This is a genomic window from Pseudomonas sp. H2_D02, from assembly GCF_054677635.1.
Map to the genome: position 1 here is coordinate 1,838,408 of NZ_CP162816.1, position 12,607 is coordinate 1,851,014.

General features: G+C 58.2%; 14 protein-coding genes and 2 pseudogenes. 7 read left to right on the plus strand and 9 right to left on the minus strand.

Annotation, left to right across the window (positions count from 1 at the left end; genetic code table 11):
- Position 1 precedes the first annotated feature (1 nt).
- The 5 genes and pseudogenes from AB4N42_RS08430 to AB4N42_RS08450 all read left to right on the plus strand — a co-directional run bounded on the left by AB4N42_RS08430 (position 2) and on the right by AB4N42_RS08450 (position 4,429).
- On the plus strand, positions 2-1,039 hold the full coding sequence (locus AB4N42_RS08430) for an ABC transporter permease (protein WP_030138629.1): 1,038 nt from the start codon (positions 2-4) through the stop codon (positions 1,037-1,039).
- Positions 1,039-1,947, plus strand: a complete 909-nt coding sequence (locus AB4N42_RS08435) for an ABC transporter permease (protein WP_030138630.1) — start codon at positions 1,039-1,041, stop codon at positions 1,945-1,947. The genes AB4N42_RS08430 and AB4N42_RS08435 overlap by 1 nt, the downstream gene beginning before the upstream one ends.
- Before the next feature lie 10 nt (positions 1,948-1,957).
- Positions 1,958-2,798, plus strand: a pseudogene (locus AB4N42_RS08440) (ABC transporter ATP-binding protein).
- Positions 2,799-2,808: 10 nt separating this feature from the next.
- Complete coding sequence (locus AB4N42_RS08445; protein WP_030138632.1) at positions 2,809-3,576, plus strand: ABC transporter ATP-binding protein; 768 nt, start codon at positions 2,809-2,811, stop codon at positions 3,574-3,576.
- Between the two features lie 130 nt (positions 3,577-3,706).
- Positions 3,707-4,429 (plus strand): oligogalacturonate-specific porin KdgM family protein, encoded by a 723-nt coding sequence (locus tag AB4N42_RS08450; protein WP_030138633.1) that lies wholly within the window; start codon positions 3,707-3,709, stop codon positions 4,427-4,429.
- Between the two features lie 177 nt (positions 4,430-4,606).
- Here AB4N42_RS08450 and AB4N42_RS08455 read toward each other — a convergent pair.
- Positions 4,607-5,351: pseudogene (locus AB4N42_RS08455) on the minus strand (FadR/GntR family transcriptional regulator).
- A gap of 96 nt (positions 5,352-5,447) precedes the next feature.
- Here AB4N42_RS08455 and AB4N42_RS08460 point away from each other — a divergent pair.
- A complete protein-coding gene (locus AB4N42_RS08460) occupies positions 5,448-6,161 on the plus strand; it encodes a FadR/GntR family transcriptional regulator (RefSeq protein ID WP_030138635.1) in 714 nt (237 codons plus the stop codon).
- A gap of 64 nt (positions 6,162-6,225) precedes the next feature.
- Here the strand turns inward: AB4N42_RS08460 and AB4N42_RS08465 are convergent, their stop codons facing one another.
- The 8 genes from AB4N42_RS08465 to AB4N42_RS08500 form a co-directional block, all read right to left on the minus strand.
- Positions 6,226-7,275 (minus strand): hypothetical protein, encoded by a 1,050-nt coding sequence (locus tag AB4N42_RS08465; protein WP_030138636.1) that lies wholly within the window; start codon positions 7,273-7,275, stop codon positions 6,226-6,228.
- 274 nt (positions 7,276-7,549) lie between these two features.
- On the minus strand, positions 7,550-8,311 hold the full coding sequence (locus AB4N42_RS08470) for a hypothetical protein (protein WP_030138637.1): 762 nt from the start codon (positions 8,309-8,311) through the stop codon (positions 7,550-7,552).
- Positions 8,305-9,447, minus strand: coding sequence for a hypothetical protein (locus AB4N42_RS08475; protein WP_030138638.1), 1,143 nt, complete (start codon positions 9,445-9,447; stop codon positions 8,305-8,307). Before AB4N42_RS08475 ends, AB4N42_RS08470 begins: the two co-directional genes overlap by 7 nt.
- 107 nt (positions 9,448-9,554) lie before the next feature.
- A complete protein-coding gene (locus AB4N42_RS08480) occupies positions 9,555-9,806 on the minus strand; it encodes a DUF7683 domain-containing protein (RefSeq protein WP_261978135.1) in 252 nt (83 codons plus the stop codon).
- Between the two features lie 41 nt (positions 9,807-9,847).
- Positions 9,848-10,087, minus strand: coding sequence for a pyocin S6 family toxin immunity protein (locus tag AB4N42_RS08485; RefSeq protein ID WP_030138640.1), 240 nt, complete (start codon positions 10,085-10,087; stop codon positions 9,848-9,850).
- A gap of 23 nt (positions 10,088-10,110) precedes the next feature.
- Positions 10,111-10,350, minus strand: coding sequence for a pyocin S6 family toxin immunity protein (locus AB4N42_RS08490; RefSeq protein WP_030138641.1), 240 nt, complete (start codon positions 10,348-10,350; stop codon positions 10,111-10,113).
- Positions 10,351-10,365: 15 nt separating this feature from the next.
- Complete coding sequence (locus AB4N42_RS08495; protein WP_039592147.1) at positions 10,366-10,599, minus strand: DUF7683 domain-containing protein; 234 nt, start codon at positions 10,597-10,599, stop codon at positions 10,366-10,368.
- Entirely contained in the window at positions 10,596-11,873 is a 1,278-nt protein-coding gene (locus tag AB4N42_RS08500; protein WP_460116082.1) for a colicin E3/pyocin S6 family cytotoxin, read from the minus strand. The genes AB4N42_RS08495 and AB4N42_RS08500 overlap by 4 nt, the downstream gene beginning before the upstream one ends.
- 140 nt (positions 11,874-12,013) lie before the next feature.
- On the opposite strand from AB4N42_RS08500, the gene AB4N42_RS08505 reads away from it, so the two are divergent.
- Positions 12,014-12,559 (plus strand): DUF4256 domain-containing protein, encoded by a 546-nt coding sequence (locus AB4N42_RS08505; RefSeq protein ID WP_460116083.1) that lies wholly within the window; start codon positions 12,014-12,016, stop codon positions 12,557-12,559.
- The last annotated feature ends 48 nt before the right edge of the window (positions 12,560-12,607 follow it).

Consider the following 12,607-nt stretch of genomic DNA (forward strand, 5'->3'; position numbering starts at 1 on the left):
TATGTCGACTGCATCCTTTTCAATCTGGACCACCCGGGCCGCTTCGGCGACCCGGCGCGGCGGCTCGGTGGCGGTGACGCTGCTGGGGTTGCTGCTGCTGACTTTCTTTATCGGACGGGTGATGCCGCTGGACCCGGTGCTGGCCATCGTCGGCCCGGACGCCGACGCCTCGGCCTATGCCCAGGTCTACAAGGAGCTGGGCCTGGACAAACCGTTGTGGACGCAGTTTGCGATCTACCTCGGCGACCTGCTCCACGGTGACTTCGGCATGGCCTTGCTGACCGGCAATCCAGTCATCACCGACATCGCCCGGGTGTTTCCGGCCACGTTGGAACTGGCGACCCTGGCCATTCTGTTTGGCGTGTTGGCGGGGCTGCCGCTGGGTGTCTACGCGGCGACCCATCAGGGCCGTGCCGGTGACCATGTCGCTCGGCTGATCACGCTGTTCGGTTACTCCACGCCGATTTTCTGGATCGGCATGATGGCTTTCCTGGTGTTCTACGCCTGGTTGGGTTGGGCCGGCGGTGTCGGGCGGATCGGCCTGGCTTATGACGGGTTGATTCCGACGCACACCGGGCTGTTGTTGATCGACACTGCCTGGTCCGGCGATTGGGAAGCCTTTCGCAGCGCACTGCGGCACATCCTGCTGCCGGCGGTGATCCTCAGTTTCAACTCGGTCGCCTACATCAGTCGCATGACCCGCAGCTTCATGCTTGAGCAGTTGTCCCAGGAATACATCATTACCGCGCGGGTCAAGGGTCTGTCCCAGCGCAAGATCGTCTGGGGCCACGCCTTCGGCAACATCCGCGTGCAGCTGTTGACCATTGTTGCGCTGGCCTACGGCGGGTTGCTCGAAGGCGCGGTGCTGATCGAAACCGTCTTCGCCTGGCCAGGCTTCGGGCAGTACCTGACGAGCAGTCTGTTGCTCGGCGACATGAACGCGGTGATGGCTTGCGTGCTGTTGATCGGCCTCATCTTCGTGACGCTGAACCTGATCAGCGACGCGCTCTACAAGATCTTCGACCCGAGGACTCGCTAATGAACCTGCCCCTTGCTTCCAGCGCAGCCGGCAGTGCCGCGCTGCCCGCTTCGAGTACGGCTGCGCTGGTGGCCAGCGCCACTCGACTGCTGCGATTTTTGCTGCGCAACCCGATGACGTTTGCCGGCCTGGTTGTGGTCTCGACCTTGATGGTGGTGGCGGCGTTGGCGCCGTGGATCGCCGGTCACGATCCCCTGTTGCAGAACCTTGCCGGCGCGTTGCAAGCGCCCAGCAGCGCGCATTGGTTCGGCACGGACGAATACGGTCGCGATGTGTTCGCCCGGCTGGTGTATGGCTCGCGCATCACGCTGTACATCGTTTTGCTGGTGACGGTGATCGTCGGCCCCATCGGCCTGTTGGTCGGCACCGTTTCCGGTTACTTCGGCGGCTGGGTCGACAGCCTGTTCATGCGCATCACCGACATCTTCATCTCGTTCCCCAGCCTGGTCCTGGCGCTGGCCTTCATCGCCGCCCTCGGCCCGGGTCTGGAGCACGCGGTGATCGCCATCGCACTCACCGCCTGGCCGCCGATTGCCCGGCTCGCTCGCGCCGAAACGCTGCCGCTGCGCAACGCTGACTTCGTCGTCGCGGTTCAACTTCAAGGCGCGTCGAGCACCCGGATCATCCTGCGCCACATCATCCCGATGTGCCTGTCGTCGGTGATCATCCGCCTGACCATGAACATGGCGAGCATCATCCTCACTGCCGCTGCCCTGGGCTTTCTCGGTCTCGGCGCCCAGGCACCGCTGCCGGAGTGGGGCGCGATGATCTCCACCGGGCGGCGCTACATGCTCGAAAGCTGGTGGCTGGTGGCGGCGCCCGGTGCGGCGATCATGCTGGTCAGCCTGGCCTTCAACCTGTTGGGCGACGGCTTGCGCGACGTCCTCGACCCCCGCAGCCAATCCTGAGGAAAGTCCCATGACTGAGATAAAACTGGCCGTACAGGATTTATGCGTGGAGTTTCGCAACGCGGGCAAAACCTCGCTGGCGGTGCGCGATGTGTCGTTCACCCTGGGCCGGGAAAAACTCGCCATCGTCGGTGAATCCGGCTCGGGTAAATCGACCGTCGGCCGCAGCCTTTTGCGCTTGCATCCACCGACGGCGCGGGTCACCGCCAAGACCTTGCGTTTTGCCGATATCGACTTGCTGAGCGCCAGCGAAAAGCAGATCCAGGCGATTCGCGGGGCGCGCATGTCGATGATCATGCAAGACCCGAAGTACTCGCTGAACCCGGTGGTGCGCGTTGGCGAGCAAATCGCCGAAGCCTATCTCGCCCACCACAAGGTGCCCCATCACCAAGCCCGGGAACGGGCCCTGGATATGCTCGCCAAGGTGCACATCCGCGACCCTCGGCGGGTTTATGACCTGTATCCGCACGAGGTGTCGGGCGGCATGGGCCAGCGGATCATGATCGCCATGATGGTCATCACCGATCCCCAGGTGATCATCGCCGACGAGCCCACATCGGCGCTGGACGTGTCGGTGCGCTCAGCAGGTGCTCAACGTGCTTGAAGAGTTGGTCTGCGAGCGTGACCTCGGGCTGATTTTCATCAGCCACGACCTGAACCTGGTGCGGCATTTCTGTGATCGGGTGCTGGTGATGTACGCCGGGCGCGTGGTCGAGTCGATTGCCGCCGCCGACCTGGACAACGCCACCCATCCGTACACCCAAGGCCTGTTGGCGGCGTTGCCCAGCCTGGACCATCCGCGCGCCACGCTGCCGGTGTTGCAGCGCGACCCACACTGGTTGAACCCTTGAGGAGCCTGTCATGAGCATGATCGAAATCACCGGCCTGAACCTCAGTTTCGGCACGGGCGCGGCACTGAATGCGGTATTGCACGACGTCGATTTGAGCGTCGCCGAAGGTGAAGCCTTCGGCCTGGTGGGGGAGTCCGGTTCGGGCAAGACCACCGTGCTGCGTTGCCTGGCCGGACAGTACCAGCACTGGACCGGACAATTGCAAGTCGCCGGCCGGGCGGTGACGCGCAAGCTGCCGCTGGACCACTACCGCACCGTGCAGATGGTTTTTCAGGATCCATACGCTTCACTGCATCCGCGCTACACCATCGACGCCGCTTTGCAGGAACCACTGCGCATCCATGGCATCGACGGGCGTGGGCAAAAGGTCAGCGAGATCCTGCGCAAAGTCGGCTTGAACGACAGCTTTCGCTTTCGTTACCCGCATCAATTGTCCGGCGGCCAGCGCCAGCGCGTGGCGATTGCCCGGGCGCTGATCCTGCGCCCACGGGTGTTGCTGCTGGATGAGCCAACCTCGGCGCTGGACGTCTCGGTGCAGGCGGAAATCCTCAACCTGTTGGCCGAACTGCGCCGCCAGGAAGGGCTGACTTATCTGATGGTCACCCACGACCTGGCCGTCGTTGCGCATTTGTGCGATCGGCTGGCGGTGATGCAGCAGGGCAGGGTAGTGGAGACGCTCGACAGTCATCGACTGGCAAACGATGGCGCCGCCCACGAATACACACGCCTGCTGGTGCAAGCCAGTCGCGACATACAACGAGTCCCTATCGCCGTTTGAAGTAACTAACCCGCTGTACCTGTTTTAAACCGCAGAACACGTTGAACCGCACGTTTCAATGCGCGCACGCGCTCGCCTGCGATTTGGCGTTCAACCCAACTATTGATTTCAACTTACAAGAATAAAAAACATGAAAAAGACCCTGGTAGTTTTGTCGATCGCTTCGCTGTTCACTTCGGTTGTCGCTCAGGCGGATACCGGTTATATCAACGTCCGCCATCAATACGCTGAAAAGACCCGCATGCACGCCGACCGCGCCAAGTTCGGCATCAGGCTGGATAACGGTGTGGGCCTGGAAGGTGAGCTCAAATACAAGACCGCTGGTGACCGGGAAGATGTCGCTTTCGACAACACCGTCGGCAGCGGCCACGAATTTACCGTCAACTACCAGCACAAGATCGATGATCGCTGGACGCTGACGCCTTCGTTCGCCATGGAAAGCGACGAGGAATCCACCACCTACAAGACGGGCATGCGCCTGGGCTACAAGATCACCAAGGAACTGAGCATCGCCGGTCGCTATCGCTACGACGTCAGCAAGCTGGACCGTGACAAGGTCGATCGCGACGTGCCGGACAACGGCCAGGACGACCAGACGATCCATCGCTACGACGTCTATATCAACTATGCAAACCAAGGGCCTTGGGCTTACGAGTATCAACTGACTTACTTCGATGCCGATTACATCCGCTACAACGGCGGCACCGATGACTATGAGCAGAATGCCGTGGTCAAGTACAAATGGGATAAGCGCTGGGCACCGTTCTTTGAAGTGGGTGATATCAAAGTCAACTCGGTGGACAGTGATCGGCAACTGCGGTTGCGGGTGGGGGTCCAGTACAACTTTTTCTGAGTTGTGGGAGAGGTAGTCAACACTGAATAAAACTGTGGGAGCGAGCTTGCTCGCGATAGCGGTCTGCCTGTGCCGATGATATTGGATGTGCCGCCGCCTTCGCGAGCAAGCTCGCTCCCACAGGGGGCGGTGGAGGATACAAATGCTGTGGTCACTGCAGCCACAAAACTGCGGGGGTTACTCGTTGTAGAACGCCTGGCGTTGTTGGGTTTCACACAGGCGCATGCGGCTGTTGCTCAAGTGCAGGTACATGGCCGCCCGCGCCGCGTCGACATTGTGACTGGCGATGGCATCGAAAATCTGTTGGTGTTCGGCATTGATCCCCTGCAGGTAGGCGCTGCGATCACTCTGCCCCGAATAGGCGGAGTTCATCCGGGTACGCGGGATCAGCTTGGTGCCCAGGTGCTTCATGATATCGATCAGGTAGTAATTGCCGGCCGCCTTGGCGATCTTCAGGTGGAACTGGAAATCGGCATTGATCGTGGTGCCGGATTTCTCAGGCCCTTGCAACAACGCTTCCAGCGCCTGGGCCAGCTCGGCCAGGGCTTCGGGCGTGGCGCGCTCGGCGGCCATGCCGGCGGCCTGTACTTCCAGGCTCAGGCGAAACTCCAGCAAGTTAAGCACATCGGACAACGTGGCGATCGTCGCCGGCCCGAGGGTAAAACCTTCCGGCGCCAGGCATGTCCAGCACAAAGGTGCCGACGCCATGGCGCGTCTCCACCAACCCTGCCGCCTGCAAGCGCGACAATGCTTCGCGCACCACCGAACGGCTGACGCCTTCGGCTTCCATGATGTGCACTTCGGTGGGGAGCTTTTCGCCGCATTTCAGAATGCCGTCGCGCATGCGCTGGGCAAAACGGTCGACCAGTGTCTCGGCGAGGCGGCGCGGCTTGTTCAATGGAGATAACGCTTGGTCCGTCATCGGCGTGCTCTAGTGTGATCAGCGGGCATTATAGTGAGTTTTGGGGCAAGGTCGCGGCTATAATGCCGCGATCGTCTGGCTTGATGGATAGGTGCAATGGAGCGTGTCACAACCGATCGACGCCTGAGCATGACTCAGCAACTGGTGGTCGACCTGACGCAGCAGATACTCGCCGGCGAGCTGCCCGCGGGCAGCAAGCTGCCGACCGAACAGGTCATCATCAAGGAACGCGGCGTCAGTCGGACCGTGGTCCGTGAAGCCATGTCCCGGCTGCAGGCCGAAGGTTTGGTCGAGACACGCCACGGCATCGGCACCTTTGTGGTCGACACCGCCCGGCCGGGAGATTTCCAGGGCAGCAAGCACGTCAAGGGCGGCGCCTACGACGCATTGGCCGTCATCGAACTGCGCCTGAGCCTGGAAGTGGAAGCCGCCGGCATCGCCGCGCAACGGGCTACGCCTGAGCAATTGCTGGCGATGCGTGAAGCGCTCGACGTAGCGAATGCGCTTGACCCAACGGATGACGACAGCGCCCGGGCCGATTTCGAATTTCATCTGCAGATCGCCCAATGCACCGGCAACAGTTTCTTCATCGATGCCATCGCCCATGTCGGCAATACATTGCTCGCGGTTGTGCAACAGGCCGGGCCGGTGGTGACGGGCGAGAACCGGGCGTTGGTGGTGCGTGAGCGGGAGCAGGTCTACGCGGCGTTGGCGCGCCGTGATGCCGAGGCGGCGCGGGCTTCGATGCGGCTGCATTTGATCAATGTGCAGCAGCGGGTTCGTGCTTTGACCGAGTTGACCGCGCAGTAACCTTCCGCCGTCCCCCCCCCTGTGGGAGCGGGCTTGCTCGCGAAGATGGTGGCCCATCCTCCTGCTAGTTGCGCTTCCAGCACTCCGCGTACCGCGCGCACACCCCGTAACGCTCATCCATCAGCGACATCCTGTCCAGGTGATGACCCACCGCTTCGACCGTTACCACATTCCCGATCCGGAAATATTCCACCATCATCGCGACGTCCAGGTCGACCTCGGCTTTCTCCGGCTTGGCATCGGCGGTTTTAGGCAACGCCCACTGTTCCAACTGCTCGTCCTTCAACTGCCGCAGGCGCGCCTGGTATTCCTCCTTGAAGCGTTCCATCGAGTGCGCCTTGTTCTGCGCCATGTCATCACCAAATGTCTTCAGGTTTTCCCGGTACAGCGTCCAGTAGTCAGCCGGCAGGTCGAAGCCGAGCTTGGCCTTGCGTTCGCTGATCAGGGTGTCCAGCTTCTCTGTCGAATAGCTCTCGACTTTTTCCTTGGCCGGATCCGTCTTCACCGTGACGACCAGGCTTTTATCGATGACTCGATTCATCAGCTCCAAGCGATGGGGTGTGTCCGGGTAGATCTTGGGAAACAGCGCATTGCGACCGGCGCAGGCGGGAAAGTCCTTTTTCAGGATCGGGATCGGTGTGCGCACGTCCTTGCCGTCGACCCGTTGCAAGCGTTGCAACTGAGTCAGGCAGAAGTTCTTCTCGGACTTGAACGTCACCTCGTATTCTGCATTGGCCTCGGGCGTGAAGTTGAAGCCCTTGCCACACACGGCATAACCGCTGTTCATGTTGGTGCGCAGGTGAATCTGCTCGCCGGGCTTGAGCTTGACCTCCAGATAACCCCTCGCATCCTTGGGCGCCGGAACGCTCATCCCCACCCGCCGCGCGGTATCGCTCAGCAGCATGTTGTTGAGAATGCCCGTGGTTTGCCCGTCGCAATGGGCTGCGTCGAAATAATCCAGGGTGGCGTTGCTGGTGTTGGCGACGAACCGCAACTTGGCGGCGTCCGGTTCGATGGCATCGGGGTAACTGCCATGGACGTTGCAGCCGCCGAGCAATACAAACAACGCGGACAATGCTAGCAACGGGGCTGGGGAGCGAGGCAGGGCGAGCATGGGTCATCCTTGAGGGGATCGATGAAGGGGGTGAATGCTACTGAAGTGCCACTATTGCGTCCATCGCCTGCAGCTGGACTCAGGAGTTTCAATTGAACTTCAGGAAGGTCGATAGCTAGGAAGTGGCGGTGTAGTTGTCGTTGAATGTCAGTGATGTTTATCCACAGGGGAGGCACAACGGTGGTCCCTGTTTCGGGCTGATGCCTCTAGCTATGAGCTGAAACAATGTTTCAGCACGATATCAGGCTTAATGATATCGTGCGGAAAAACTGATTCAGGCTAGGCTGAAGGCTTCTTGAATAGTCTTGATCAGGCGGTCGCCGTCCACCCCTTTGTAGGCCTGAGGATTTGACGCGAGCTCAGTGGGCACTTGGTTAAGAAACGACTTCAAATCGAGCGCCAGTCGTTCCGGTAGCTGAGCCATTCCCTCAGTGAGACCGACAGCCAGTACGATCACATCCCTGAAATGCTTTTTGATATCGCGACTGTCCACTGCAATGCCTTGCCCAAGCGACGCCTTCTTGTTGAGCCAGGCATGGGCTTTGAGGGGAACGAGCCGGTCGGCCCCGATATGGCTGATCTCCTGGGTATGATCGATGCCAGCGAGGAGAAAGGCATAGTACTCATCATCCAGGATAATCGCAGACAGGCTCGCAGCTTGTTCCTCTACGGGAATCTTAGTCATTCGGGCTGCTTCTTCGTGGTCCAGGCCGTCCGGGACGCGGGAAAACAGCTCGACCTGAACAGGAAAAGACTTGTCCACAGGATTTTGGAAACGATAGAAAACAGGGGAATCCTCATCGCTGTCCCCATTCTGGCGAATGGTATAGCCGCCGTCCTTGATGAACTTCCAGAACTGTCCGACGAATTCACGGTCGAGGGCTTCGACGACCAGCACGATATCCAGATCCTTGGTCGGTCGAAATGCCTCGCCGAGTTCCTCCATGGCAATCGAGGCGGCCATCCCTCCGATCAGAACGTAACTGCCCTGGAAGTCTTTGAAATACTCTCGAAACCGGTCAACACCCACTACCATTTCACATTCTCCATCATTTCATCCAGACACATTTGTATGCGTTCATCGTGGTCATCCTTGAGGCTTAGATAGAGAGAAAAGGGATCCACGATCCCATTGGCGATGTTGCTGCGGGGTGGTTCATAGCTCCAAAACTGAATGCAACACGCCGCATGGTTTTGTGGCACCTCGGCATAGGGGGCCGTGGCCTCGAGTTTTGACTGGATCGTTTTTGTCGTTGAACCCCAACCGCCAAAAGTGTCCCCGTAGATCTCGTTCCTTTCAGACTGCGCGCGTGTTCGAATTTGATCGAACTGCGCTGCCGTCATTGCAAAACAAATCACTTTTGGGCTGGCAAGAAGGCTCATCTCGGCCAGTGCCGTTTCTCCTGCCAATAACATTGGTGTGTCAAATGCCTCCGGGATTGCATTGAGCCAAAGTGTTTTCTTGACCGGCGTGCGCATGGCCTCCTTCGCCCTTTCCCACGTTTCCTCGGGCGATAAATGAAAAATGATTGCGGATTCGCCCAGTTCTTTTCCAGGCTTAACAATGTCCAAGTCGGTCAGTTCCCTGATCGCTCGGGTGATGGTCATTTTGGCGTAGGAGAAGGACTGCTCGAATGCTGCGCGGGTGATCAGCAGCGAGTGATGCCAGCCTTTGATCAAGTATTGAATCAGCATGGCTTGGGTGGCGGGGCTCAGAACCTGAGGTTTGTTCAGGCGCTGGCGGTAATATTCACGCAAATCCATGCCAAAGGCCGGAAGAAAAAGTTGATTGCCCGGCACGATGAACTGAACGCCTTTCTCTACCAGTCGCTTGCGGTCATAACTGGGTAGCGTATCGGTGACGAAAATCATTAGATCGCCAGTCTCGGGCAACTTGTTGTGGGACTGGAGGTTGTGGATGGCCTGGATATGCTTGGCTACATCAGCAACGCTGGCTTCACGCTGTGGACGTTCCTTCAGAATAAGACATGGGGCGTCGAAGAAATTTGTGATGAAAAACTCGTATCGATCACGCAATGCATACGGAAGGATCTTCACGTTTTCCCACGGTTTCAGTCGTAGCTTCAGGCCAAGCACGCTTTCAACGTAGGCTTTGAGTTCGATCAGATCACGTCTGTCCTGAAGGTCAAGGTCCTGCCGAATAGCTGTCATGGTAATCCTTCCTATCACAATTTCAGCACGGTATCAGAAGTAATGATAGCGTGCAAAATCCGTGATGCTGATCGCGGATTTTCGTGCATGAAGCTCGTCGAAGAATTTCAGCCAATATTGCAGGTGAGCTGAAAAATATGATCGTCATCGTAAAAACGCTTGCCGGCCAATGCTTCAATAGCTGCGGCTTGGCTGGGGCTCAGGTTATAACCTGAGCCGCCGCGTTGGGGGGCCGACCATTCCATGATCTGCTTCAGTTGTGCATCGCTCCCAGCAGGCAGTCTTATTTCAAAAGTTAACGTCTCGCTTTTTTTGTCGAAGATCTCGACGATATATGACATGCGATGTTGTGCCGGCATCTCGTGTTCCATTTCTTGCTACGTCCCGGTTCTGTCGTCAGCTACGCCAGGACGCCAATATACAAATCAAGATCTGTCGGTAGAGATTCCCCGATAATTTGCGATAGCTCGATTACCTGCTCCTTCGTCAGCAGCCACTCCCCTTCAGACATCGCGTTAAGGCTGCGGTGGCCTAAAATTCGTACAATTTGATCGTTGAGATGTTCATCTAGATCAAAATCGAATTTAAGCGAGTCATCTTCATTCACACTACGTAAAAATCCGCTGATGCACAGGTACAATTAGTCGTCTCCGCTGTTTTCTGTCATCCCCGTACGCCGATGAATAGATCGAGATTTTCAGGTAGCGGTTGCTGTATTACTTGTTCTATCTGTCGAACCTGCGCAACGCTTAATGGCAACTCACCAACAATCTCGTCAGCCAAGCTTCTCCATCCCAGAATTTTCATGATTGCTGACTCATACTCAGGGGGTACGTCGAGCTCAAATTGAATAAAGTCGTCTTCGTGGCCCTCAGAAAAATAACCGGTGATCTCCAAATACATTCTGCGTGTCGCTCCTTAATCTATGTTACAGGTGAGCTGAAATATATGATCATCATCGTAAAAACGCTTGCCGGCCAATGCTTCAATAGCTGCGGCTTGGCTGGGGCTCAGGTTATAACCTTCATCGCCGCGTTGGGGGGTGGACCATCCCATGATTTGTTTCAGTTGCGCATCGCAGTTTTCGGGAAGATCAATCTCAAAAACTAAGAAGTCGCTAGATCTGTCAAAAGCTTCAACAATGTACTTCAAGGTTCTACCTCACGTGTATTGTCTGCATCTTTGGTTTGTTCACCGGTTTCGGAGTCAAATTCCCCTAGGTGTTTTCCACGTTTATTGTATTTTTCTACTTTCCCATGCTGGCAGTCCCATTCGTAGATAGTCCCGTCCCTTGTTTTCCATCGCTTCCGTAGACCTCCTCCGCCTTTTACCGGCGTTTTGCGAGTGGCAATTTTTGCATCAGGAAACGCAATAAGCCCTTTAGGAGGCGGATAGTATTTATGGTCTCCTTTAGCAGGCCGCGCAAACACCACATAAAGCGACTTCAGCCCCGTATCCGCCGGAAACACCAAGATACCGTCATCCGCCGTAACATCTTCTCCCGGCAGCCCATCAATCTGGCTGTCGACGTCCTCTGCGATCGGATGGACGAGGATCGTGCCCAGCTGCTTGCCGATATCGTCGGGGTAGGTCAGCGGTGGAAGCGAACCAAGCGGGGTCTGCTGCGGCGTCCAGATGAGGGTGATGCCGTTGAGCGTCGCCTCCATCGCCGTCTGGTCGGTGTTCCAGGTCACCTGCACGGTGCGCACCGAGTCGTCGGCCGAGGGACCGCTGTGGATGCCGTACACCTGGAGCACGCCGTCGGCGTCACGGCGGAATTGGAAGCGGACACGTGTGGTTGCGTGGTTCAGGCGGCGTAGCTGGTCGTCGGTGTACAGGGTGCCGTCGGCCATTTTAGTGGGCAGCATGCCCAGGACGAAAACGCTGGCAGGGCCGCCCGCGCCGCGTACCGCCCAGGTGAGGCGTTGTTGCATGATCCCGCCGCCGGCGATGCGGCCCAGCGCGAGGTCTGCGCCAAGCGCCGAGGCGATTGCGGTACTTGCCGAAGGCATGAGCATGGCGCCCGCCACCATGATCCGGCCGAAATTCGAGGCGGGCTCAGGCGTCGTGCCGGCGCCCGTTTGGCACCAGTTCTCGGCGATGCAGGATTTGGCAAAGACCAAGTCTTGCCGGGGCTTGGGCAACGGCCATTGTTCCGGGGGGACGGGGAGCTGTTCTGGCTCCGGCGCCAGGCGCGGCATGAAACCGCCGCCTGAGCTGGCGAGCCCCGACTTCACCAGCAGCAGGTCTCCGTTCCGGACGGCCTCGACGATATCGTTGTCCCGGTTGATCTTCGCCCGCATTCCAAACTGATCGAGCCCGTCGATGACATGGCCGCGCATCAGGGCGTCATCGACCAAATGTGCGGCAATGTCGGGAGACTCGGTCGGTTCAAGCCCCTTTTCCGCACTCCTTATCAAGCGCATTGCGATCCTTGCGGTTAAATAGGCGGGCTATTCTGGTGAGGCGCGCCATGGCCGGCAATGCGAGGACCTTTGCGGCATATGTCCTGCCTGAAAATTTCAATCTTTAGAAACGATTAATCGATCACCAGGAATTTCACGACATGAAAAAACAAGAACAACAAGCGCTGCTTCAAACCCTGAAAACCCGCTTCGAACAACACCCGAACCGTCACCCAGACATCCCCTGGTCCGACATCCAGACCCGGCTCGAAAACAACCCCAATGCCCTGAAAACCCTCCAGGCCATGGAGGCCACCGGCGGCGAGCCCGACGTGATCGGCCTCGACCCGGGAACTGGCGTTGTCACCTTCTTTGATTGCGCCAAGGAGAGCCCCACCGGGCGCCGAAGCCTTTGCTATGACCGCGCCGCCCTGGATGCGCGCAAGGAGAACAAGCCCAAGGGCAGCGCGATCGAGATGGCTGACGACATGGGGATAACCCTGTTGACCGAGGAGCAATACCGAGCCCTGCAGACGCTCGGTGAGTTCGATGCCAAGACGTCCAGTTGGCTGGCGACGCCTCCGGAACTTCGTGCGCTCGATGGGGCGATTTTTGGCGATTACCGTTATGGTCGGGTGTTCATCTACCACAACGGTGTGCAGTCGTATTACGCGGCGCGTGGGTTTCGTGGGGTGCTGAATATTTAGGAAACGCCCCCTCGCCACAAAGGGGCCGGGGATTTAGAAAATGCGGTA